At 42.1% G+C, this 23727-nt stretch carries 18 protein-coding genes; 13 read left to right on the top strand and 5 right to left on the bottom strand.

All coding sequences use genetic code 11. From position 1 onward, the window contains the following. From HMPREF9449_RS05705 to HMPREF9449_RS05650, 12 genes are all read left to right on the top strand, one after another. Complete coding sequence (locus HMPREF9449_RS05705; protein WP_009136290.1) at positions 1 to 1011, top strand: family 43 glycosylhydrolase; 1011 nt, start codon at positions 1 to 3, stop codon at positions 1009 to 1011. Between the two features lie 42 nt (positions 1012 to 1053). Then, positions 1054 to 3090, top strand: a complete 2037-nt coding sequence (locus tag HMPREF9449_RS05700) for a hypothetical protein (protein ID WP_009136289.1) — start codon at positions 1054 to 1056, stop codon at positions 3088 to 3090. A 142-nt stretch (positions 3091 to 3232) separates the two neighbouring features. Continuing rightward, on the top strand, positions 3233 to 5068 hold the full coding sequence (locus tag HMPREF9449_RS05695; protein ID WP_009136288.1) for a glycoside hydrolase family 2 protein: 1836 nt from the start codon (positions 3233 to 3235) through the stop codon (positions 5066 to 5068). Between the two features lie 331 nt (positions 5069 to 5399). Further along, positions 5400 to 6263, top strand: a complete 864-nt coding sequence (locus HMPREF9449_RS05690) for a M23 family metallopeptidase (RefSeq protein WP_009136287.1) — start codon at positions 5400 to 5402, stop codon at positions 6261 to 6263. A 57-nt stretch (positions 6264 to 6320) separates the two neighbouring features. Continuing rightward, the gene (locus tag HMPREF9449_RS05685) at positions 6321 to 7481 is read left to right on the top strand and encodes a 1-deoxy-D-xylulose-5-phosphate reductoisomerase (protein ID WP_009136286.1); all 1161 of its coding nucleotides are present in this window, start codon (positions 6321 to 6323) and stop codon (positions 7479 to 7481) included. A gap of 19 nt (positions 7482 to 7500) precedes the next feature. Next, the gene (rseP, locus tag HMPREF9449_RS05680; protein ID WP_009136285.1) at positions 7501 to 8841 is read left to right on the top strand and encodes an RIP metalloprotease RseP; all 1341 of its coding nucleotides are present in this window, start codon (positions 7501 to 7503) and stop codon (positions 8839 to 8841) included. An 18-nt stretch (positions 8842 to 8859) separates the two neighbouring features. Beyond that, the gene (locus tag HMPREF9449_RS05675) at positions 8860 to 9213 is read left to right on the top strand and encodes a carboxymuconolactone decarboxylase family protein (RefSeq protein WP_009136284.1); all 354 of its coding nucleotides are present in this window, start codon (positions 8860 to 8862) and stop codon (positions 9211 to 9213) included. Between the two features lie 35 nt (positions 9214 to 9248). After that, the gene (locus HMPREF9449_RS05670) at positions 9249 to 10289 is read left to right on the top strand and encodes an endonuclease/exonuclease/phosphatase family protein (RefSeq protein ID WP_009136283.1); all 1041 of its coding nucleotides are present in this window, start codon (positions 9249 to 9251) and stop codon (positions 10287 to 10289) included. Positions 10290 to 10587: 298 nt separating this feature from the next. Next, the gene (locus HMPREF9449_RS05665; RefSeq protein WP_040611663.1) at positions 10588 to 11514 is read left to right on the top strand and encodes a magnesium transporter CorA family protein; all 927 of its coding nucleotides are present in this window, start codon (positions 10588 to 10590) and stop codon (positions 11512 to 11514) included. Positions 11515 to 11712: 198 nt separating this feature from the next. Further along, entirely contained in the window at positions 11713 to 12789 is a 1077-nt protein-coding gene (locus HMPREF9449_RS05660) for an efflux RND transporter periplasmic adaptor subunit (RefSeq protein WP_009136281.1), read from the top strand. 79 nt (positions 12790 to 12868) lie between these two features. Next, positions 12869 to 15919, top strand: a complete 3051-nt coding sequence (locus tag HMPREF9449_RS05655) for an efflux RND transporter permease subunit (RefSeq protein ID WP_009136280.1) — start codon at positions 12869 to 12871, stop codon at positions 15917 to 15919. Between the two features lie 29 nt (positions 15920 to 15948). Beyond that, positions 15949 to 17259: a TolC family protein gene (locus tag HMPREF9449_RS05650; RefSeq protein WP_009136279.1), complete on the top strand. Its 1311-nt coding sequence runs from the start codon at positions 15949 to 15951 to the stop codon at positions 17257 to 17259. 21 nt (positions 17260 to 17280) lie between these two features. Here HMPREF9449_RS05650 and HMPREF9449_RS05645 read toward each other — a convergent pair whose 3' ends face one another. Together HMPREF9449_RS05645 and HMPREF9449_RS05640 are read right to left on the bottom strand one after the other, a co-directional pair. Further along, positions 17281 to 18339, bottom strand: a complete 1059-nt coding sequence (locus HMPREF9449_RS05645) for an RluA family pseudouridine synthase (RefSeq protein ID WP_009136278.1) — start codon at positions 18337 to 18339, stop codon at positions 17281 to 17283. 16 nt (positions 18340 to 18355) lie between these two features. Continuing rightward, positions 18356 to 19168 (bottom strand): PASTA domain-containing protein, encoded by an 813-nt coding sequence (locus tag HMPREF9449_RS05640; RefSeq protein ID WP_009136277.1) that lies wholly within the window; start codon positions 19166 to 19168, stop codon positions 18356 to 18358. Positions 19169 to 19366: 198 nt separating this feature from the next. On the opposite strand from HMPREF9449_RS05640, the gene HMPREF9449_RS05635 reads away from it, so the two are divergent. After that, the gene (locus tag HMPREF9449_RS05635) at positions 19367 to 21112 is read left to right on the top strand and encodes a PBP1 and LysM peptidoglycan-binding domain-containing protein (RefSeq protein ID WP_009136275.1); all 1746 of its coding nucleotides are present in this window, start codon (positions 19367 to 19369) and stop codon (positions 21110 to 21112) included. A gap of 259 nt (positions 21113 to 21371) precedes the next feature. On the opposite strand, the gene HMPREF9449_RS16190 is transcribed toward HMPREF9449_RS05635, so the two are convergent. From HMPREF9449_RS16190 to HMPREF9449_RS05615, 3 genes are all read right to left on the bottom strand, one after another. Beyond that, positions 21372 to 22361, bottom strand: a complete 990-nt coding sequence (locus HMPREF9449_RS16190) for a cell division ATP-binding protein FtsE (protein ID WP_009136273.1) — start codon at positions 22359 to 22361, stop codon at positions 21372 to 21374. A gap of 14 nt (positions 22362 to 22375) precedes the next feature. After that, positions 22376 to 23029 carry a ribulose-phosphate 3-epimerase gene (gene rpe, locus HMPREF9449_RS05620; RefSeq protein WP_009136272.1) on the bottom strand — a complete coding sequence of 218 codons (654 nt, stop codon included), beginning with the start codon at positions 23027 to 23029 and terminating at the stop codon, positions 22376 to 22378. A 160-nt stretch (positions 23030 to 23189) separates the two neighbouring features. Next, positions 23190 to 23708, bottom strand: coding sequence for a gamma carbonic anhydrase family protein (locus HMPREF9449_RS05615; protein WP_009136271.1), 519 nt, complete (start codon positions 23706 to 23708; stop codon positions 23190 to 23192). Positions 23709 to 23727 lie beyond the last annotated feature (19 nt).

The raw sequence follows: 23727 nt of genomic DNA, 5'->3' as shown, positions 1-23727 counted from the left end.
ATGGAGAAAATTATAATCGGAATACTTCTGTTGTTGACTGTCGGTTGCAGTCTTTCAGGAGAGAAGAAAGAAAAGGAAGTTCGAAAATATCGGAATCCGATCCTTGCCTACAGTGTTCCCGATCCTACTGTCATAAAGGCAGAAGATGGAATGTTCTACTTATATGCCACTGAGGACATCCGCAATATGCCGGTTTTCTATTCCCGGGATATGGTGGAATGGACATTATGCGGATCTGTTTTTGCAGAAAATTCCCGTCCCGATTTTGAACCGGGAGGGGGATTATGGGCGCCTGATATCAATTTTATTGGAGGGCGTTATGTGTTATACTATTCGATGTCGAAGTGGGGCGGAGTAGAAAGTTGTGGTATTGGGGTGGCGATAGCGGATAAGCCCGCAGGTCCTTTTCAGGATTTGGGAATATTATTTCGCAGTAGTACGATAGGCGTAACAAATTCTATTGATCCTTTTTATATTCACGATCAGGGGAAGAATTACCTTTTTTGGGGGAGCTTCCACGGGATATTCGGAATAGAATTGAGTGAAGACGGACTATCTCTCAAGGAAGGAGCGGAAAAGAAACAGATTGCTGGTACTGCTTTCGAAGCGACATACATTCATAAAAAAGGAAAATATTATTATTTCTTCGGTTCTATCGGGACTTGTTGTGAAGGGGTGAATAGTACTTATACCACGGTTGTCGGCCGGGCTGAAAATCTCTGGGGACCGTATACGGACAAATCAGGAAGACTTTTACTGGAAAATTATTTTGAAGTTTTCCTGCATGGAAACGATGTTTTTGCGGGTACAGGACATAATTCAGAGATAGTGACAGATGATGCGGGAAAAGACTGGATTTTTTATCATGCGTTTGATAGAAGAAAACCGGGAGGTCGGGTATTGATGCTGGATCGTGTCGAATGGGAAAAAGGTTGGCCGAGCGTCCGGAAAGAAGAACCGGCTCTGGAGGCAGAAGTTCCTTTTATTGAAATGAAAACCGTCAAAGAATAGAAATGAAAATACAAGAATCATAAACATTTTTAATCGGAAAATATGCTTCAGAAATATATAGGGATCATTCTTGTGGGGATCTTCGGGTTTTTCAAGGGTGTGAATGGAGAGAATACGCTTTGTTTAAAATCGGAGATCGTTTTGAAAAAACCGGGTAATGCGGCTATTGTTTACCCTTTAAATGCCGCATCGGACGAAGAAGGAATCTGTCCGGCACATTGGCCGGCAACGGATATTCTTCCTGTAGAGATTGTACGTCGGGTAACGGGAAATTCCGGTACACAAAAATTGGTAGTGACGCTGACAGCTCATCAGGATGTATATTTCCATTTTTCCCAGCGTTTGGTATTACCTTTCCGTCAGGACAGTTGTTTATTTTACCTGCCCGGTTTTTGGTATCGCCGTAATCTTCGTTCTCCTGAAAATACCCCTTCTTTTCGCCTGTCCCGGCATTGGACAGTGAGGGAAGACCGCTTGAGTGCTCCTTTAACCGGTATATGGGATGAGCAGAGCGGGGGATATACTGCCGTTTTGCGAACGGGGAATTTCGGGCAGGATGCGTTGACGACGCATAAGGAAGGAGAAGTTATTTTGTCGGGGGAGACCTCTGTCGGACATACCGGCTTTGCAGAGGACAACGGACGGACTACAGTGGTGTTCGGATTTCCTTTTGCCGAAAGTCCTTATACCTATCTTCGTAAATTGACGCTTGCTCCTGCTGTAAAGGCCTTTCAGTATCTTCAGAAAGGAGAAAGTGTCCGGTTGGAGTGGATCATTTGCCAGGGGCAGGCCAGCGATTATTCTGATTTTATAAAACAATTGTGGGAGTACAGTTATGACACTTATCAGCCTGTACCTTTAGAAAATTCCTATACCGTTCAGGAAGTAAAGGCTGTATTAAGCCAGTATTTCAGGCAGAGCTTGGTGGAGGATTATGCACTGAAATATTATTCCGGCGCCCATCTACGGACGGCGGATTGTCAACCCAACGGCGTGGCGGAGGTCGGTTTTATCGGTCGTACGTTGTTGAATGCTTATAACGCTATGGAGTATGGAGAAGAACAGTCCGATAGGGGATTACAGACAGATGCCCGTAAGGTATTTGACAGTTATCTGACAGAGGGATTTACGGCAGAGGGGCTGTTGCGGGAATTTGTAAATTTTTCAGAGGGAACGGAAGAAGATTGTTATAGCATCCGTCGTCAATCGGAAGGAGCTTATGCTTTGCTGTATTATCTCCGTCATGAAAAAGATAGGGGAAAAGAGTGTAAAGAAGGGGAGAAGCGGGTGAGTATTTTATTGGACCGGTTTTTACATTTACAAAATGCGGACGGAAGTTTTCCGCGGAAATTCCGGAAAGACGGCTCACTCTTGGATAAGAGCGGGGGAAGTACTCCTTCTGCTGTCTTGCCGTTGGTTATGGGGTATCGGTATTTTGGAGATTCCCGCTATCTCAAGGCGGCTCAGCGTTCCCTTGTTTATCTGGAAAAGGAATTAATATCCCGTTCCGATTATTTTTCTTCTACTTTGGATGCCAATTGCGAAGATAAGGAAGCTTCTTTGTATGCTTCCACAGCAGCTTGGTATATGGCTTTGGTCAGCCGGGGAAAAGAGCGTCGGCATTATGCGGATTTGTCCCGTCAGGCGGCCTATTTTGCCCTTTCGTGGTACTATTTATGGGATGTTCCCTTTGCCCGCGGACAAATGTTGGGGGATATCGGTTTGAAATCCAGGGGCTGGGGAAATGTTTCGGTAGAGAATAACCATATTGACGTGTTTGTATTTGAATTTGCGGATGTATTACGTTGGCTTGCCCGGGAATACGAAGAACCCCGCTTTAAAAATTTTGCGGATGTCATTTCTTCTTCAATGGTTCAATTGCTTCCTTATAAAGAACATCTGTGCGGGATTGCTAAAGAAGGATATTATCCCGAGGTGGTACAGCATACCTGCTGGGATTATGGAAAAAATGGAAAGGGATTTTATAATAATATTTTTGCCCCTGGCTGGACTGTCGCTTCTCTTTGGGAGTTGTTGACACCCGGGAGGGCTGAGAAGTTTTTACAAAAGAAAAAATAGTTTTTGAAAAAATAAGCTTCGGTAAAAAGTAAAAAAATGTAAATAAATTATTTGTAAAAAGTTGTTTCCGGTGCTATTTTTGCTAAATAGTATCCGGAACAATAATTTATAGGGTATATTATTTTCTAGAATAACGGAGTTTATGAAAAAGATTTATTTGCTCGTTTTAATTTGGGGATATCCTTTTATGGGTATGGGCCAGTGGCAACCTGCCGGCGATCGGTTGCTGACACATTGGGGAAAAGAGTTGGATCCGGCGCAGGTGTTGCAGGAATATCCCCGTCCGATTATGGAACGGGAGGAATGGAAAAACCTGAACGGCTTGTGGGAGTATGCTGTTTTGCCTGTGGGTAGTGGCGAGCCTTCGGCTTATGAGGGGCAGATACTGGTACCTTTTGCTTTGGAAGCTGCTCTTTCGGGAGTAGGGCGGGCTTTAAAAGCGAATGAAGAATTGTGGTACAAACGGGATTTTCAGCTGGAACCTTCGTGGAAGAAAAAGCGGATTCTCTTACATTTCGGGGCTGTGGACTGGCAAACAGATGTTTGGGTAAATGGGGTGAAGGTAGGGAGCCATAGGGGAGGTTATACTCCTTTTGCTTTTGACATCACGGCGGCTTTGGTAAAAGGTGATAACCGGTTGACGGTCAGGGTAAGCGATCCTACCGATCAGGGCGTGCAGCCCCGGGGAAAGCAGGTAAACCGGCCTCGAGGAATCTGGTATACTTCAGTGAGCGGGATTTGGCAGACGGTTTGGTTGGAGCCGGTAGCGGAGCATTTTATCTCATCTCTTCGGATTACGCCTGATATAGACCGACATATTCTTTCCGTGGAAGTATCTACGGAAGGTAAAGGGGTGTTGCAGGTGGATGTGAGTGCTGCTGGGAAGTCGGTTTCTTCCTCCCGTTCTCTGACAGGTCAGCGTTTGGAAGTTCCTATGCCTTCCGATATGTCGTTGTGGAGTCCGGAAAGTCCCTTCCTTTACGACTTATCCGTTTCTTTATGGGAGGAAGGGCGTTGTGTAGACCGGGTAAAGAGCTATGCGGCCATGCGTAAGTATTCGGTCAAACGGGACGGGAGGGGTATTGTACGTATGCAACTGAACAACCGGGATTTATTTCAATACGGTCTTTTGGATCAAGGGTGGTGGCCGGACGGATTGTATACGGCTCCGAGCGATTCAGCCTTGTGCTACGATATTGCAAAGACGAAAGCCTGGGGGTTTAATATGATTCGTAAGCATGTGAAAGTAGAGCCTGCCCGTTGGTATTATCATTGCGACCGGCTGGGAATGATCGTTTGGCAGGATATGCCAAACGGGGACCGCGGTCCGGAGTGGCAAAACCGGGATTACTTTAAGGGAACTGAAAAGAACCGCAGTGAATTTTCCGAAACCCTTTACCGCAGCGAGTGGCAGGCAATAATGGATTATCTTTATTCTTATCCCAGTATTGGAGTCTGGGTTCCTTTCAATGAGGCTTGGGGCCAGTTTAAGACGGAAGAGATTGCAAGGTGGACGAAAAATTACGATCCGAGCCGTTTAGTGAATCCTGCGAGTGGTGGAAATCATTATACCTGTGGGGATATGCTGGATCTTCACAACTATCCGGCTCCTGATCTTTATTTGTACGATGCTCAGCGGGCTACCGTATTGGGAGAGTTCGGAGGAATCGGTCTGGCTTGTGAAGGACATTTGTGGGAGCCATCCCGTAATTGGGGGTATGTTGAGTTTAAGAGCGGAGAAGCAGCAACGGCGGAATATCTGAAATACGCCGGAATGCTTTTGCAATTGATACCTTGCGGTTTTTCGGCTGCTGTTTATACACAGACGACAGATGTGGAGATAGAAGTAAACGGCCTGATGACTTACGATCGGGAAAAAGTAAAATTGGATGAAAATAAAATCAGAGAAATCAATCGGAAAATCTGTAATTCCCTGTCTGTTGATACCAAAAAGGAAAGTAAATACCAGGAAAAATAGAATTCAAGTCTGTCAATATTTCGATGTTTAACGGGGTGGATTCCCTGGAGGAAACTTTTCCTTTTTGAAAATAAATGTTTCGGGCAGGAACAAATCAGCACGATGCGATGGGCGGGATGAAATATTCTGACGAATACTATTTATCACAACCATAGGTTCGTCAATCAAAAGCCTGAAAGATTTTCCCCCTCAGATTTTAAAAGCTGCTGATCTGTCCAAAAAGTTTTTTTTGCTTTTATACCTATAGGAGAACAACCTATTCCGGATTAAAGGAGAAAATATTTCCGGTTTTCAAATTGTTGTAGTAATTTTGGAAGCTAAAATCATTGCTATGGCAAAAGAAAAAGTAAGATTATGGGATAGGTTAAAATATAAGTATAAATTGTCTATCCAGAATGAGACTTCCTATGAAGAAGTTTTTAGCATGCGGTTGTCTCGATTACATGTACTTATGACTTTAAGCGTCATAGCTGTTATTTTAATTACCCTGACTACCTTATTAATCGCTTTTACCGGTTTAAAAGAATTTATTCCGGGCTATCCGGATGGTAATATGCGGAAGCTTATCACTGAAAATGCTTTACGGGTAGATTCTTTGGAAGTGGAACTGAAAAAGAGAGACCGCTTTCTGGCTTCCATACAGATGATTTTGCGAGGGGAAGATCATACGCAGATCGAAGAGGAAAAAAATGATAGTATAAAAAATAATTACGATACCATACAATTTGGTATCAGTCCTGAGGAAAGCGAATTCCGTTCTACCGTAGAAGAGCGGGAACGGTTTAACCTTATGGTGGGTTTAAACAAGGAACAAAATAGGGATTATTATCATTTTTTTCCTCCGGTGGAAGGAATTGTGAGTCGCAGTTTCGATGAGAAAAGCGGTCATTTCGGTACGGATGTGGTGGCCAAGGCTAATTCGAAAGTGTCGACCATTGCTGACGGAGTCATAATCTTTACGGATTGGACCATCAAAACCGGTTATGTCATACAAGTCCAGCACGAAAATAATCTGGTATCGGTATACAAACACAATTCCACTTTGCTGAAAAAACAAGGGGATTACGTACGTGCGGGGGAAGTAATTGCCATCGTCGGAAATACGGGAGAGGAAACAACAGGGCCGCATTTGCATTTTGAATTATGGCGGGCAGGGAATCCGTTAAATCCGGAAAATTTTATTAAATTCAGATAGATAATATTTGGTATACCTGGCATAAACGATAGAGTATGCTGTTTAAAAAATAAAGAAATGAAAAGATTAGCCATATTAGGTTCGACGGGCTCGATAGGAACACAGACATTACAGGTGATAGAAGCGCATCCCGATTTGTTTTGTGCTGAAGTTTTGACAGCAAACCGGAATGTAAAATTACTGGCTGAGCAGGCTATTCGTTTTAAGCCCAATATGGTTGTCATTGCGGAGGAAAATAAATATGCCGAGTTAAAAGAAGCTTTGAAGGCAGAGGATATTAAAGTATATGCCGGAAAGGAGGCCTTATCGCAGGTAGTGGCTGCCGGAACAGTCGATATGGTCGTGACGGCTACCGTCGGCTACAGCGGATTGCTGCCGACAGTAAATGCAATACAGGCTGGAAAAGTTATCGCTTTGGCGAACAAAGAAACTTTGGTTGTGGCGGGTGAATTGATTCATACATTGGCCCTTCGGCATAAAACTCCTATTCTACCGGTAGATTCGGAACATTCGGCTATTTTTCAGTGTTTGGCAGGAGAAGGGAACAATCCGGTAGAAAAAATTATTTTGACCGCGTCGGGGGGACCTTTCCGGGGAAAGGATTATTCCTATTTACAGTCTGTTACTCCCGCGGCAGCTTTAAAACATCCGAACTGGAATATGGGAGCTAAAGTGACTATTGATTCTGCTTCTCTGATGAATAAGGGATTTGAGGTCATAGAGGCCAAATGGTTATTCGGGCTGGCTCCGCAGCAGATAGAGGTAGTGGTGCATCCCCAGTCTATCATTCATTCTATGGTAGAATTTGCCGACGGCAGCATCAAAGCACAGTTGGGAGTTCCGGACATGCGTTTGCCCATACAGTATGCTTTGACATATCCGGACAGAATACAGTCGGATTTCGGAAGAGTCGATTTTTGCAGTTGTCGGTCGCTGACCTTTGAGGAGCCGGATCGTCAGACATTCCGCAATTTAAATTTGGCTTACCGGGCGATGCTGAAAGGCGGGAATATGCCTTGTATACTTAATGCGGCTAATGAGGTGGCTGTGGAAGCTTTTTTGCAGGAAAGGATTTCTTTTACGGCCATGTCGGATTTGATTGAAGAATGTATGGATAAGGGACATTTCGTTGCTCAGCCTTCTTTAGAAGATTATATACAGACAGATCGGGAAATACGTCAAGAAGCTGAAGAACGGGTGAAGGTATTTAAAAAGTAAATAGTAAACGAGGGAATATATGGATGTTTTTGTAAAAATAGTGCAGTTGTTATTGAGTTTGTCTATTCTGGTGTTATTCCATGAATTTGGGCATTTCCTTTTTGCGAAACTGTTTAAAACCCGGGTGGAAAAATTTTATATGTTTTTTAATCCTTGGTTTTCATTATTTAAATTTAAAAAAGGAGAAACAGAATATGGTATCGGCTGGCTTCCGTTAGGGGGGTATGTAAAAATAGCCGGTATGATTGACGAGTCGATGGATACGGCTCAGATGCGAAAGCCGGCCCAACCTTGGGAATTCCGTTCCAAACCGGCCTGGCAACGTTTATTGATCATGCTGGGAGGGGTAATGGTAAATGTGGTATTCGCTTTTTTGATTTATATCATGGTCTTGTATACTTGGGGAGAAACCTATTTGCCGGCAGAAAATGTAAAATACGGGGTGGTATGCGATCCTTTGTTCGAAAAAATGGGGATGCAAACGGGGGATATTGTCGTTTCTTTGGATAGCGTAAAAGTAGAACGATTTTCAGATATCTTGGCTGATATGACCTTGGACCATTCCCAAACAGTTCAGGTGGAACGGGAGGGAAAACTGATCAGTTTAGATATTCCCGAAACGTTTACCGCTGATTTACTGGCCTTATCCTCTAAAAATAACAGAGTCCGTTTATTGGTGCCCCGTCAGCTGATGGATAGTACATACGTGGCTGAATTTGCTGATTATTCTGCGGCTTATGACGCTGGCATACGTAAAGGCGATAAGATTCTGGCGGTGAACGGACGTACATTTCGTTTTTACGATGAATTTACAGATATGCTGGCAGCAAATGCTGATTCCCGGGTAGAGACGAAAGTGTTGAGGGGAAAAGATACTTTACAATTTGCTTTTGATTTGGGAAATGACGGGAAATTCGGGATTTATTTTGGTTCTACAGAAAGACTGGAGCTTGCTTTCCGGAAGTATAGTTTTGGGGAAGCCATTCCGGCAGGAATAGCGAAGGGTGCGCAGACGATATCGTCATACCTTAAACAATTGAAATTGATATTTTCGCCCAGCGTAGAAGCTTATAAATCGGTGGGAGGAGTGATGATGATGGGAAGTATTTTCCCTGGTGTTTGGGATTGGCAGATCTTTTGGGAATTGACGGCGTTTATTTCGATTATGCTGGCGGTGGTAAATATTTTGCCGATTCCTGCATTGGACGGAGGACATGTTTTATTTCTGCTGTATGAAGTGATAACCCGGCGGAAACCCGGTGAAAAGTTTATGGAATATGCACAGATAACAGGAATGATGATCTTATTGGGACTTTTTATTTTGGCCAATGTAAACGACATTGTCCGCTTTTTCGGATAGCATTAAAAATTAAAAACAATGAATGAGCAACTGAAAGAATTCCGGGAATATCGGGAAAGAATGAATGAGAAGATCCTGAAAGCCGATAATAAGGTGATTAAGCGGATTTTTAATATTGATACAAATACTTATATGGATGGGGCTCTTCCCGCTAAAGTGAAAGAGATGCTGGGGCTGGCGACTTCTATGGTACTTCGCTGTGATGATTGTATTAAATATCATTTGGAAAAATGTTACGAACTGGGAGTGACGACGCCGGAGATGTTTGAAATTTTTTCTGTAGCTAATTTAGTGGGAGGAACGATTGTGATTCCTCATATGCGAAGAGCTGTAGAATATTGGGAGATACTGCTGGAAAGCGAGGGAAAGTAAAATGACGCCTGTTTTGAGGAGGCTGTTTATTGAAGATGTTACGTTTGTGTATTCTTTTAGGAATAAGCCTGTTCTTTTTTTTCGAAATTCAGGGGCAGGAGCATTATAGGGTTGTCTCTTATAATGTGGAGAATTTTTTTGATACAAAACCTGATACTTTAACACAAGATAGAGATTTTACGCCCGGAGGTAGATTACATTGGAATACAGAGCGTTATACAGCTAAATTGTTAAAGATTGCCGGAGTCATTGAAGCGGTGGGAGAAGGAGATTTTCCGGCCTTTGTAGGATTATGTGAGGTAGAAAACCGCAAAGTATTATCGGATCTTGTTTCGAAAACACAACTGGCGGAAGCTGATTATGGGATTGTACATCAGGATTCTCCGGATCCCCGGGGAATAGATGTCGCTTTGTTGTATCGGAAAAAGTATTTCCGGGTTTTAAAAGAAGTATTTTTACCTGTGGCTTTGTCTGGGGAGAAAAAGAGCTATAGTCGCGATGTATTACAGGTGACGGGGATTTTACAGGGACAGGATTCCCTTTTCCGGGATACGCTTCATTTTTTTGTTTGTCATTTCCCTTCTATGTCGGGTGGAGAAGCTGAAAGCGAATGGAAACGGGAAAAGGCTGCTCTCGTCGTCAAAAATCGGGTAGATACCCTTTTGAAATATTCCCCAAACACGGCTCTTTTGATTTTGGGAGACCTGAATGGAAAGGCAAATCGTCCGGCTCAGGCTTTTGTTTTGCGTACGCTTTCTTCTGATTCCCGACAGATTGAAAACAGTCGTTTGTATAATACGGGATATTACCTGTTACACCGCAATAAAGGCAGCTATAAATACAAGGGACAATGGCAGACGATTGATCATATTCTGGTTTCCGGAAATTTATTAAATGGTCAATGTCGTTTACAAGCCGGCCGGCGTCTTCAGGTTTTTGCTCCTCTTTTTTTACTGGAAGAGGATAAAACATACTATGGCTATAAACCTTTTCGTACTTATTCCGGACCCCGTTATGTCGGTGGTTATAGCGATCATTTACCTTTATATCTGGATCTTTTCTTCCGGAAATTCTGAACATTAAAACCTCCAAGAAGATTTACGTAAGCCTTGCGCTGTTTTATTTAACATATTGGTGGATCACAGAACTTGTGATGACTTTTATTTTTGTGGTTGTAAATAAGTGATCTTGTGCGAAAAAATCGATGCTTTTCTACCAATTTTTCGTCGGTTTATAATACTTTTTCGTTTTTTAAAATTACTTTTGCAGACGCAAAATTCACAATGAAAACTATGGACGATTATCATCAACAGTATTAATCTGGACAAAGGTTTTTCTCAAAGGCCTTTGTTTGTAATGAATGGAGGATTTTATATGAGAAGATTCCTTTGGTGTGATGAAGGTTTCACCGAAAAAGAAGTATGGCAGGCTGACTGCTGGATCAATGTCGAGGTGCCTACTCCGGCAGATATCAAGTATCTTATCGAAGATTTGAATGTTCCCGATTCCTTTTTGTCGGATATTGAAGATGCGGACGAAAGACCCCGTATTGAAGAAGAAGACGGATGGACATTGATTATTTTACGTATTCCTTACCGGGACAAGGGAAACGATATCCCCTATATTACCGTTCCTTTGGGATTTATTATGAAAGCTCCCTATTTTGTTACGGTTTGTCATTACAATACGGATATGTTGCCGGATTTTATCCGTTATGGTAACCGGAAACGATTGACATTAGAGGGAAATTGGGATTTATTGTTCCGGCTTTTTCTTTCTTCTTCTGTTTGGTATCTGAAATACTTGAAGCAGATTAATTATCAAAGCCGACAAGTGGAAAAAGAGTTGGAAAAGTCGATTGAAAACGAAGAATTGCAACGTCTGTTAAAGATAGAGAAATCTTTGGTATTTTTTATTACCTCCATGCGGGGAAATGATAATTTATTAGTGAAATTGAAGAATCTGAAGTCGCAACGCAAGTATTATGACGATGATTTGGTGGAAGATGTAGAAATTGAATTACGGCAAGCGCTGGATTCTGCCCGCATTTATAGTGATATTCTCAGTGGAACAATGGATGCTTATGCTTCGGTGATTTCTAATAATTTGAACGTCATCATGAAACGGATGACCAGTATCTCGATGCTGCTGATGATCCCGACACTGGTAGCGAGTTTATACGGTATGAATGTTCCGAATTCCTTATCGGAAAACCGGCATGGTTTTGTAATTATTTTTGTTGTATGTATGGCGTTTTCTTTGGTGGCTTTTTGGTTTTTAAAAAGGAGACGTTGGTTTTAAAAATAACGTATTTTAAGATTTTATTAACAAAATTGGACATAAACGGAAAGGAGTATTTTTTGTCCAATAGACAGGGAAAATACAGAGGTGAGTAAAAAGTGCGGAATGGGTAATAAATTCAGATTTTAACAAAAAGAAAAAAGAAGTTTGGGGGACGGAAGTGGAGGTTGACAGGATGTGATCTAATGTTCGGATAGTATGAATAAACTGGTAAAAAGAGGATTGCTTATTGTTATTGTTTTGGTTATCCTGGGGATTATTTTTATTCCTCGTCTCGATTGGTTTAATGTTACATCGGAAACACCGGTGGTTTCGGGGGGACGGAACACGGAAGGGGCTTTGCCCGTGAAAGGAATTATTGCCGAGCGTTCGGAAGCGAATAATGGCATCATTGCAGTAGGGACAATGCTCGCGAATGAGGAAGTGGAGTTGGTGGCAGAAATTGTCGGAAAAGTGCGGAAAATTTATTTTCAGGAGGGAAGTCGTGTTCAGCAAGGGCAGTTGTTGTTGAAAGTGGACGATGCTGATTTACAGGCTCAGTTGACCCGGGCGGAGTTTCAGCGGAAATTGTTGAGTGAGAAATTGGAACGTCAGCGGATTTTATTGAAGAGAGAGTCTATCAGTAGAGAATCTTTTGATCAGTTGCAGACTGACTACAATGTATTAGAGGCGGATATTGAACTTTTAAAAGTGAAAATCAGCCGGACGGAGATCCGGGCTCCTTTTGAGGGGGTGATGGGATTCCGCTATGTGAGTGAGGGAAGTTATGTACAGCCCAGTTCCAAGATTACGACAATAGTGGATAACTCTATATTAAAATTTGAGTTTTCTGTTCCGGAAAAATATGCTGCACATCGTTTGCAAGGCCAGAAAATTAAATTCCGTACGACAGGTAGTGAAAAAATATACACTGCTCAGGTGTATGCCGTTGATCCGTTGATTGACGTGAAAACCCGTATGATTTTGTTACGGGCCCGTTTTGATAACCGGGCGAATGAATTAATGCCTGGGATGTTTGCTAAAGGCAATCTGATAGTCGATGGGAAAAACGAATATATTGCAATTCCTACGGAAGCTGTCGTTCCGGAGATGGACGGAAAGCGGATGTGGGTGGTGAAAAATGGAAAAGCTATGAGTATTCCGGTGGAAACCGAAAGTCGGGATGAGAAATATGTGGAGGTAACTTCCGGGGTACAGTCGGGAGATACGGTTCTAATCGGAGGATTAATGCAGTTGAGGGAAGGGATGAAGGTGGCGGTGACCTTGGGAAAATAGAAAAGGTAACGGAGATAAGGTGAGTATAAAATTTTAAAGTGATCAGGCTATCAGGCTGTTTTTGTAATATTCTTGTCAAATGAGTTTATCATCTACCTGTATAAAGCGACCTGTGTTCGCTACTGTAATGAATATAATCCTGATGTTGGTAGGATGTATCGGATTGGTATTTTTAGGGGTTCGGGATTATCCGAGTGTAGATCCGCCGATTATATCCGTATCCACAAGTTTCCCGGGAGCTAATGCAGATGTGATAGAGACGCAGATTACGGAGCCTCTGGAAGCTTCTATCAACGGTATACCGGGAATCCGGTCGCTGACCAGTACGAGTAGAGACGGAAGAAGCTTTATTACCGTGGAATTCGAGTTGGAAGTAGATTTGGAAACAGCCGCCAACGATGTAAGGGATAAGGTGTCGGGGGCTATGCGCAAATTGCCGAAAGATGTAGATCCTCCGACGGTGACCAAGGCGGATGCGGACGCACAACCCATCTTCGGGGTTTCTCTTCGAAGCGATCAACGTTCTTTGATTGATCTCAGTATGTATGCAGAACAATATTACAAAGAGCGATTGCAGACGATCAGTGGCGTAAGTAGTGTGACGATATGGGGAGATAAACGTTATTCTGTACGTTTGCGTATGGATCCGGCTCTACTGGCTGCTTACCGCATAACCCCTATGGACGTCAGAGACGCAGTAAGCCGGGAGAACGTGGAATTACCTTCCGGACGTATCGAAGGAGAAAATACCGAGTTGACGATACGTACGCTGGGCCGCTTGATGACGATAGACGATTTTAATAACCTGGTGATCCGGGAAGATAATAGTAAGGTCATCCGGTTCCGGGATATTGGAATTGCGGAAGTGGATGCCGAGGATGTGCGTTCCGTTATGAAAAGAAACGGAGTCCCGATGGTGGCCTGCGTGATTATTCCTCAGCCGGGAGCTAATTATATTGATATTGTAGATCGGGCATATGCTGTTATGGAAGATCTGGAGAAAGATTTGCCGGCAGATGTGGAAGCGGGAATCGCTTTCGACAATACTATTTTTATACGGAATTCGATCAATGAAGTGAAGAGCACCATAGTGGAAGCTTTTATACTGGTTGTGCTGATTATCTTTTTGTTCTTGCGGAATTGGCGTACGACTTTAATACCGGTATTGGCTATTCCGATCTCTTTGGTAGGGGCGTTTTTCATCATGTATTTAGCCGAATTTACAATCAATATCCTGACATTGTTGGCTATTGTCTTGGCTATCGGATTGGTCGTCGACGATGCAATTGTGGTCATGGAAAATATCTATACCAAGATTGAACAGGGAATGTCGCCTAAGGAAGCTGGTTATAAAGGATCGGAAGAAATATTTTTTGCGGTTATTGCGACGACAGTGGCTTTGGTTGCCGTATTTTTTCCCATCGTCTTTTTACAGGGAACGACGGGGCGTTTGTTCCGGGAATTCAGTATCGTCATCACGGGGGCTGTGATTATTTCTTCTTTTGTGGCTCTTACTTTTACACCGATGATATCGACGAAACTACTGACCCGCAACGTGACGGATAATTGGTTTTATCGGAAGACAGAGCCTTTTTTTAACGGATTGTCCCATCTGTACCGCCGTTGGTTAGACGGATTTATGCGATGGCGTTTTGTTGCTCCCCTTATTTTGGTCGGGACGGCGGTATTGATTTATGTATTGTGGAAGGCCACTCCTTCGGAAATGGCGCCCTTGGAGGACCGTTCCAATATCCGTATTACATCGACGGCGCCCGAGGGAGCTACTTTTGAATACATGAACCGATATGCTTCTGAATTATCGACTTATCTGGAAGAGGAAGTTCCCGAGCAGGAAAAGATCATTGAAATGATTGGAGGAGGAAATACCAATCGTTCTAATTTAAATTTATGGTTGAAGGATCCGGAGGACCGGGAGCGGACACAGCAGGAAATTGCCGACGAACTGGGGGTAAAAGTACGTCGGTTTACGGGTGCCCGTACGATGGTTTCTCAGCAGCAGACTTTTGGGGGCCGGCGGGGAGGATTGCCGGTAGAATATGTAATACAGGCTAAGAATTTGGACGATTTGAAACGGGTATTGCCCCGTTTTATGGAGGAAGTAAATAAAAGTCCTGTGTTTTCCGTGGCGGATTTGAATCTGAAATTTACGAAACCCGAATTGACGATTAACATTAACCGGGACAAGGCGGCTGTAATGGGAGTATCGATGCAAAATATTGCCCAGACCTTACAATTGACGATGAGTGAACAAAGAGTGGGATACTTTATTTTAAACGGAAAACAATATCAGATATTGAGTGAGTTGGACCGGGAAAATCGGAGCAAACCTTCCGATTTGCAAAACATCTATGTGCGAAACGAGGCCGGGGATTTGATTGCCTTGGATAACTTGGTCACCACTTCGGAAAGTTCTATGCCTCCTCAGTTGTACCGTTATGATCGTTTTGTGGCTGCTACCGTTTCAGCCGGGTTGGCAAGGCGTAAGACTTTATCGCAGGGGTTGGAAGAAATGGACCGGATTGCGGAAGAAGTACTGGATGATAATTTTAAAACGACACTGTCCGGAAGTTCAAAGGATTTTGTAGAAAGTTCTTCCAGTTTAATGTTTGCTTTTGTGCTGGCTTTGATATTTATATATCTGGTTTTGGCCGCTCAATTTGAAAGCTTCCGCGATCCGTTGATTATTATGCTGACCGTGCCGTTGGCATTGATCGGAGCGATGATATCCCTTTGGTATTTTGAACAGACCATGAATATTTTCAGTCAGATCGGAATTATTATGTTGATTGGTTTGGTATCGAAAAATGGTATTTTGATTGTTGAGTTTGCCAATCAGCGTAAGGCGATGGGAGAACCCTTGATGGAAGCTGTAAAGAATGCTGCTGTTGCTCGTTTCCGGCCGATTCTGATGACGAGTTTATCGACGGTATTGGGAATCTTACCGATGGCTATGGCGACGGGGGCAGGAGCAGAAAGCCGGGTGGCTATGGGAATAGCGGTAGTCGGCGGAATGGTGTGTGCCACCTTCCTTTCTTTATTTATCATACCTGCTATTTATTCTTATTTGTCTACGGATAAACCGGTGGTAAAAGAAGAACACAGGGAATAGAAGATTAATGATTTAAGAAATAGAAAAAGATGAGACGATTGGGATTCGTTTTTTATATCTTGTTTATGTTTACAGTTGCTATCCATTCCTTGCAAGCGCAGGAAAAGATTACTTTGAATGATTGTATTGGGAAAGCATTGGAGGCGAATTACAGCATTAAGATGGTTCGGAATCAGGAAAAAATAGCGGATAACAATACCAATTATGCTCCTTTTTTACCTACTGTTGCCTTGAATGCGGAGCAAAACCAACGGGTGAATGACAGCAAGACAAAAGTGGGAGGGGAGGTAAATAAAATGAATGGAGTGGCTTCTGATGCCTATTCTGCGGGAGTTTCCCTAAATTGGCGTTTATTTGATGGCCTGTCGATGTTTACGACTTATGCAAAATACCAGGAAATGTTGGCTATCGGAGAACTCAATACACAGATGTCTATGGAAAATCTGATCGTAAATGTCAGTGAAGCGTATTACAACGTGATTGTCCAGCACAGTAAGCTCGATGCCGCAAAACATTCACTGACGCTTTCCAGCGAGCGCTATACCGAGGCTCACGATAAATATGTGCTGGGAGTATTGTCCGGTTTGGAATTGCAACAGGCTAAAATCGATTTAAATGCGGATAGCTCCAAGTATATGAAACAAAAGGAGTTGTTGAAAAGCGCCTATATCTCATTGAATATGATCATGAATTCTGATTTGCAAAAGGCTATGTATGTGCAGGACACTATTCTTTTGCAGGCTCCTTTGGTGTATGGGGAATTATATGACAATACCCTGGCCATGAATACGACTTTATTGATTGCCCGTAAGGATCAGAAGATTTCGGCTTTGGATGTGAAATTAGCCCGTTCGGCCCTTTTCCCGACCTTGGATTTTAATACCGGTTATAATTACAGTCGTACGACGACGCCTGCGGCTAATACTTCTTTAAACCGATCGAACGGGTTTTATTGGGGAGTTGCTTTGAGGATGAATGTGTTTGACCGGACGGAAAATATCCGTAAAATCCGGAATGCAAAACTGGAGCAGGAAAATGCCGAATGGTCTTACCGGGATATCGAGTTGCAGACCTTAGCCGATTTAGCCCAGTTGTATAATACCTACGAAAATAATTTGCAGATTGTCAATTTTGAAAATGAAAGTGCGGAAGTAGCCTTCGAAAATCTGGATGCTGCCCTGGAGAAATACAAGCTCGGTACATTGTCGGGTATTGAATTCCGGGAATTTCAACGCAGTTATATAGACGCTGTGGACCGGAAGTTATCGGCTATTTATCAGGCAAAAGTATCAGAACTTTCTCTTTTGCTTATCAGTGGTCAGATGAGGGCGGCTCAATAATTCAATTCTTAGGTTTTGTCTTTAGCGTTCACTGGTATAACTGCGCCATTTTTCAATAAGTTGTTCCATATCTTCCGGAAGGGGTGAATCGAAGGAAAGGCGTTCTCCCGTTACGGGATGGGTGAATCCGAGGGTTTTAGCATGCAAGGCCTGGCGCGGACAAATTTGAAAACAATTGTTGACAAATTGCTTGTATTTACTGAAAGTAGTACCTTTTAATATTTCAGCTCCTCCGTATTCCGCGTCATTAAAAAGCGGATGTCCGATGTATTTGAAATGGGCGCGGATTTGATGTGTCCGGCCGGTTTCTAAAATACATTCTACCAGATTTACATACCCCAGCCGTTCTATTACTTTATAATGAGTAACCGCCTGTTTTCCGTGGCTTCCGTCCGGGTATACGGACATAATCTTACGGTTGACCGGATGTCGCCCGATATGACCTGTAATGGTTGCTGTATCTTCTTTCAGATTTCCCCAACACAGGGCAACGTATTTGCGGTCGGAAGTTTTATTGAAGAACTGTAAGGCTAAATGGGCTTTGGCTTGTTCCGTTTTGGCAATAACAAGTAAGCCGGAAGTGTCTTTGTCGATGCGGTGAACCAAACCGGGACGTATGTCGTTGGTTGTAAAAAGAGGGTTGTCTTTCAAATGCCAGACCAGAGCATTTACCAGTGTACCGCTGAAATGTCCGAAAGCCGGATGTACCACCATTCCTGCCGGCTTATTGATCACCATTACTTGTTCGTCTTCATACACAATATCCAGCGGGATATTTTCGGGAATAATTTCGATATCCCTTTTAGGATACGACATTATAACAGATATGGTGTCGTTGGGCTTAACCTTGTAGTTGGATTTTACGGCTTTGTCGTTGACCAAGATACAGCCGGCATCCGCAGCTTCTTGTATTTTGGTCCGGGAAGCGTTCGGAAGCCGGGTCATTAGAAATTTATCTATCCGTAGAGGAAGTTGGCCTTTATCGGCTTCTATACGGTGATGTTCGTACATTTCCCGGACTTCGGTCCCTTCTTCCGATATTTCTTCCGGTTCTTCTATATCTTCCAAGTATTCTATCATATAAGACTGTCCGTGTTTATTCCATCATCTGCAGAGAATCCAATGCCTGGAATTTTAGGGTATCGAAAGTGACATGGATATTCACAGGTGTCCCGGCGGTGATGCGGAAGTTTTTAATATACGGAGGATCCTGTAAATAAATCATAGCCTCTTTGATATCCTTGTCGGCTTCCATGAGAGAATCCTTTACGATTTCTCCCAGGTTCAGGTAATTTTCTTTCAGCAAACGACTTGCTTCTTCAATTTTCAGTTTATATAAACGGGGTATCAATACTTTATTGTTTCCGTCATTTCCTTCTCCAAGGACAATATCTATAGTATCTCCTTTCATTAAAAGAGTGCCCGGTTCTACTACCTCTCCCTGGTGTTTTAATTGCAGAACCAGATTTTTAAATTCCGAGGGGGTGTATACAATGTGGCCAATTTCGAATCCTTTCAATTTTAGGGTTTTCAATGTTTGGCGGTAAGGAATGTTTGCCAAAGAGGGCAGAGCTATCTGTTCCGGATCCCGTGCATTCATGATCAATTGAATCGTCCGGTTATTTTTAACTTTGGAACCTTCCAGCGGATATTGTTCCTGTATAGTGCCGGGGAGGGCATTTTCATCGTATATAGAATCGATGACAATTACCTGTAGTTTGTGGTGAGCAGCCAATTCCTCCGCTTGTTTTGGAGTAAGATCCCGGAATGAGGGTACAGATATTGAGTAACCGTGTCGGGTATAATTATCCAGATAATGGAGTACAAAATATCCAATGCCGGTCAACAATAGAAGAGCTATCAATAAATTCAACAAGAAAAAAGTTAATTTCGGATATTTTAATGTCATACTTGTATGCTTTATCGGGTTTTGTTTTTCGCTGTCGCCTCAATGGAAAATTCGGATATTCCGGAAAATACTCTTTTAATGGCTATCTTTTTTTCGCATTGCAAAATTAGCTTAGATTTTTAAATTATCTATTACTTTTTCGTATTTTTGCCCAACTAAGCCTATTTATAATTGTTATATAGCTAAATAAATCGATATATGTCGAAATTCATTCTCTTATTTTTTTTGTTATTGATCGGATATCAGTTGTGCGGACAAACATCGGAAATACGTAAGTCGACTGACATTATAGTTATTAAAGGAAAGAGCTATTACCTGCATGTGGTGGATCAGGGACAGACGTTGTTTTCTATTTGTAAAGCCTATGGGGTGGATATAGAAGAGGTAAAAGCATTGAATAAAAAGCAAGGAAATGAATTGTCTGTATTTGAGGTATTGAAAATACCTTATGTAGCTCCTTATATTCAACAGGACGGGGAATATTATTATCATAAGGTGGTGAAAGGAGAAACATTGTATTCGATTTCCCGGAAATTTGGTATTAAAGTAAAGCGCATTCTGAGGGAAAACAAAGAATACGAAAACGTCCCGTTGTCTATCGGTGCTATTGTACGTTTACCTTTGCGGGCGATCGATAGAACTCAGATCGGAAAGGAAACGGAAACAATTCCCGGGGGAGAGGTGGAAAAAGAAACTCCGTTCTCAGGACAGACAGAGGAAGAGGAGGGACGAGAGAATGAAACAGGTATCAGCGATACTTTGGGAATTGATACGCTTCCATTGGTTATAGATCCTTCCGTACCGGAAAACAAATACGTAAAGGTAGCTCTTTTGTTGCCCTTATATGCCCAACAGAATGTAGATATTGCGACGATAGCGACGGATACTACGGGAGGAAGGATTCCGTCTTCGGTTTCAGTTTTACATAAATCAGAGCAGTTTATATATTTTTATGAAGGAATTTTGCTGGCCATAGATAGTCTGAAACAAGCGGGTTATAAAATAGAGATGCATGTTTTCGATACGGAAAAGAGCAACTCTAAAATGAATGAAATCGTTCCGGAACTGAATAAATTGAATCCGGATTTAATCTTAGGACCGGTATATAGTTCCGAATATCGCATATTGATGGAAAATCTCAGTAATAAACAAATACCGGTTGTATACCCTCTTTCTGCACGGAATGAGAATTTCGGACAGCATCCGAATTTTTTGCAGGTCAATATTTCTTTTGCTTCATTGATAGAAAAAATGACTTACTGGGTGGGAGATCAAAGGGCTTCTGCAAATATTATTTGTCTCAAATTTTTACAGAATGCCGTGGATGACGAACAAACCCGAAAAGACAGGGCCGAGAAAAAAATATGGATAGAAAGATTGGAAACTTTGCCCGGAGTACGGTTTTATAATTGGGATTTTCAAGGAGAAACACTGGAAGGATTAAAATTGATGCTGAGTGAGGAACAGGAGAATATTTTAATATTGCCAACTTCCCGGGAAACGGATTTAAGTAAAATACTGCCCGTATTATCTCTTTTAAAAGATACTTATAAAATTACCGTAATCGGTTTTCCGGACTGGCAGAATTTTACTTCCATAGATCACGAGAATTTTTATAAATTGAACGTAAAGCTTTTTACCTATAGTTATGTGGATAATTATTCCGAAGATGCGAAAAACTTTGCAATGAAATACCGGGAATATTTTGATTCAGAACCCCATACTTTGACGAATAAGGCTTACGATTTGGGGTTGTATTTTATACCGTTGGCTGCCCGTTTCGGAGTCCGTTTCCCGCAAGCTTTTTATCAGGCGGATCCGCAAGGTATTTTTTCGGTTTTCCGGTTTGAAAAAATGTGTCCCGACTGCGGATGGGAAAATCAAGGATTATACATTGTCAATTATGGATCTGATTATAAGATAAAAGTAAACGTTTTAGAATGAATATCCGACTGAATCATTTTTTGGGAAAAATTCTTTTCTTATCGATTTAAATTGTCATGGGTTTCCTTTGTGTGGGTCTTTGTTTTAACTATTTTATTTCCTTAAAATACTCAGGGGGAAATAACTCCTGGTTTATATTTGATATTCAGTTGTTTGCGGGGATATTTCTTTCTCTTACAGGCAGAAAGATACATTCCGGGAATAACATTTTCGAAACCTGTATTTCACCTTTCAGTCTGGCTTTAGGGTGTTTTCTAGTTTAGTCTATTAACTCGAAACCGAAAGGTTTTTCTGTGGAAGTGGGGGTATCGGGCTTTTGCTTTTCCGAATGATTGCCAGGGTTTACTTCCGGAATTTTTTCCTCTTCTATAAAATAAAATGGTGTTTCCGTCGTCTCCTCCGGAAGGATGGTCTGGTCGGAATTTGCTTTTTCCTCTGTTGGAACGGCCGGGTAAGCCTCGGTATCTATCGGTTCGCTCACCAGCCCTTCTTCGGCAGGTATTGCTTCTTCTGCTAGAGGTGTATTCTCGATACTTTCAATATCTGCCGGTGCCAAAGTATGAGGACGAACGGTAAGTTGTTCGTCTTCTGTCAGCGTCCCGTTTTCACAACGCATGACACGTCCCGGGTAGCGTTTGATCAGGTCGTATTGGTGGGTGGCGATAAGAATCGTTTTTCCGCTTTCGCTGAGATCTTTTAATAATTCTACCAAACGGTAAGAGGTTTCCGGATCGATATTGCCCGTTGGTTCGTCTGCGAGAATGATAGGGGGGGCATTTAAAAGTGCCCGTGCCAATACAATACGTTGCTGTTCTCCTCCGGATAATTCATGGGGCATTTTAAATTTCTTATCGGGCATTTCCACTTTATTCAATACGGTATCTATCCGTTCTTCGATTGCTTTTTTATTTTTCCAGCCGGTTGCTTTCAATACAAATTCCAAGTTCGCGTATACATTCCGGTCGGTAAGTAATTTGAAATCCTGAAAAACAATTCCACATTTTCTCCGCAGTAAAGGGATCTGGGATTTTTTAATTTTTTTCAACTGAAATCCGGCTACTTCCAGGTTCCCGTATTCCAAAGGAAGTTCGGCATATAAGGTTTTCAGAAAAGAGCTTTTGCCACTTCCTACTTTACCGATAATATAAATAAATTCTCCGCTTTCTATTTCTAAAGTGACATCTTTCAATATAGTTACTTTCTGTTGGCGGATGACGGCTTTATCAGCTTTTATAATCGTTTCGGACATACTAGAATTTCAGTTTATTTCAGTTCTTTTAAGGCACGTATGGTTTCCTGAGGATCTGGGGAATTGAAAACGAAACTTCCTGCCACGAGAGCATCTGCTCCGGCTTCTACCAGGGCTTGTCCGGTTTCTGTGTTGACACCTCCGTCTACTTCTATCAGCGTTTCACTTCCGCTTTCCCGGATAAGTTTTTTGAGTTTTTTTACCTTATTCAGGGAGGTTTCGATAAAGGATTGTCCGCCGAATCCCGGGTTAACACTCATGATCAACACCAAATCGATGTCGGTGATGATGTCATCCAGATTATGAATGGCTGTATGGGGATTTAAGGCAACTCCGGCTTTCATGCCAAAAGATTTAATACATTGTAGCGTACGGTGTAAATGAGTACAGGCTTCCAAATGTACTGTTAAAATATCTGCTCCGGCTTTAAAAAATTGTTCGATATAACGTTCCGGCTGTACGATCATCAGATGTACGTCCAAGGGTTTGGTCGCTTTTTTATTGATTTGGGAAATGACGGGTAATCCATAAGAAATGTTCGGTACAAATACGCCGTCCATTACATCCAGATGAAACCAATCCGCTTTACTCTTGTTAACCATGTCAATGTCTTGTCCGAGATTTAAAAAATCGGCGGATAAAAGAGACGGTGAAATAATTACACTCATACTGTTCTGAATATAGACCCGAGTATTCAGAAAATGTTTTTCTGATCTTCGGGGGGTGGATATTTAAAGCAAAAATAAAGATTTAATTTTTAGAAGCCTATTTTCAATACTTTTTTGTCTCGTTTGTTTTAAAACATTCTATAAGGTTTGAGGCGTTTTTCTATTCCTCTTTATACCAACTGGCATACATGGAATAGGCATTTACGATTCGTTCTACCTCACCTTTCAGTAATTCGGGTCCCATTTGCTTTATTTTCTTAGCAGGTATTCCGGCGTATACCCAGCCTGATTCTACGACAGTACCTTTTGTTACCACACTACCGGCAGCAATAATAGAGTTACTTTCGATAACGGCATTATCCAGTACAATAGCTCCCATTCCAATCAAGACATTGTCTTTTATCGTACAACCGTGGATGACAGCGTTGTGAGCAATTGAAACATTGTTGCCAATATTGGTAGGGGATTTCTGATACGTGGCATGGATAGTAGCATTATCCTGGATATTTACCTTATTCCCAATTTTTATATAATGTACGTCTCCCCTTAAAACAGCGCCGAACCAAATGCTACAATCGTCGCCCATTTCTACATCGCCTACAATAACTGCATTATCAGCTAAAAAACAGTTCTTTCCAAATTTTGGGGTATGTCCGTTCAATTTTTTTATAATAGCCATAGTACAAATAATAAAACAA

The sequence above is a fragment of the Odoribacter laneus YIT 12061 genome (assembly GCF_000243215.1).
GTDB classification, from domain to species: domain Bacteria; phylum Bacteroidota; class Bacteroidia; order Bacteroidales; family Marinifilaceae; genus Culturomica; species Culturomica lanea.
This window is presented reverse-complemented; position numbering and strand designations above follow the sequence as displayed.

What these genes read in the sequence shown, in the direction of transcription:
- HMPREF9449_RS05705 (WP_009136290.1), top strand. Translation starts at nt 1, where the DNA reads ATGGAGAAAATTATAATCGGAATACTTCTGTTGTTGACTGTCGGTTGC.
- HMPREF9449_RS05700 (WP_009136289.1), top strand. Translation starts at nt 1,054, where the DNA reads ATGCTTCAGAAATATATAGGGATCATTCTTGTGGGGATCTTCGGGTTT.
- HMPREF9449_RS05695 (WP_009136288.1), top strand. Translation starts at nt 3,233, where the DNA reads ATGAAAAAGATTTATTTGCTCGTTTTAATTTGGGGATATCCTTTTATG.
- HMPREF9449_RS05690 (WP_009136287.1), top strand. Translation starts at nt 5,400, where the DNA reads ATGGCAAAAGAAAAAGTAAGATTATGGGATAGGTTAAAATATAAGTAT.
- HMPREF9449_RS05685 (WP_009136286.1), top strand. Translation starts at nt 6,321, where the DNA reads ATGAAAAGATTAGCCATATTAGGTTCGACGGGCTCGATAGGAACACAG.
- rseP (WP_009136285.1), top strand. Translation starts at nt 7,501, where the DNA reads ATGGATGTTTTTGTAAAAATAGTGCAGTTGTTATTGAGTTTGTCTATT.
- HMPREF9449_RS05675 (WP_009136284.1), top strand. Translation starts at nt 8,860, where the DNA reads ATGAATGAGCAACTGAAAGAATTCCGGGAATATCGGGAAAGAATGAAT.
- HMPREF9449_RS05670 (WP_009136283.1), top strand. Translation starts at nt 9,249, where the DNA reads ATGTTACGTTTGTGTATTCTTTTAGGAATAAGCCTGTTCTTTTTTTTC.
- HMPREF9449_RS05665 (WP_040611663.1), top strand. Translation starts at nt 10,588, where the DNA reads ATGAGAAGATTCCTTTGGTGTGATGAAGGTTTCACCGAAAAAGAAGTA.
- HMPREF9449_RS05660 (WP_009136281.1), top strand. Translation starts at nt 11,713, where the DNA reads ATGAATAAACTGGTAAAAAGAGGATTGCTTATTGTTATTGTTTTGGTT.
- HMPREF9449_RS05655 (WP_009136280.1), top strand. Translation starts at nt 12,869, where the DNA reads ATGAGTTTATCATCTACCTGTATAAAGCGACCTGTGTTCGCTACTGTA.
- HMPREF9449_RS05650 (WP_009136279.1), top strand. Translation starts at nt 15,949, where the DNA reads ATGAGACGATTGGGATTCGTTTTTTATATCTTGTTTATGTTTACAGTT.
- HMPREF9449_RS05645 (WP_009136278.1), bottom strand. Translation starts at nt 18,339, where the DNA reads ATGATAGAATACTTGGAAGATATAGAAGAACCGGAAGAAATATCGGAA.
- HMPREF9449_RS05640 (WP_009136277.1), bottom strand. Translation starts at nt 19,168, where the DNA reads ATGACATTAAAATATCCGAAATTAACTTTTTTCTTGTTGAATTTATTG.
- HMPREF9449_RS05635 (WP_009136275.1), top strand. Translation starts at nt 19,367, where the DNA reads ATGTCGAAATTCATTCTCTTATTTTTTTTGTTATTGATCGGATATCAG.
- HMPREF9449_RS16190 (WP_009136273.1), bottom strand. Translation starts at nt 22,361, where the DNA reads ATGTCCGAAACGATTATAAAAGCTGATAAAGCCGTCATCCGCCAACAG.
- rpe (WP_009136272.1), bottom strand. Translation starts at nt 23,029, where the DNA reads ATGAGTGTAATTATTTCACCGTCTCTTTTATCCGCCGATTTTTTAAAT.
- HMPREF9449_RS05615 (WP_009136271.1), bottom strand. Translation starts at nt 23,708, where the DNA reads ATGGCTATTATAAAAAAATTGAACGGACATACCCCAAAATTTGGAAAG.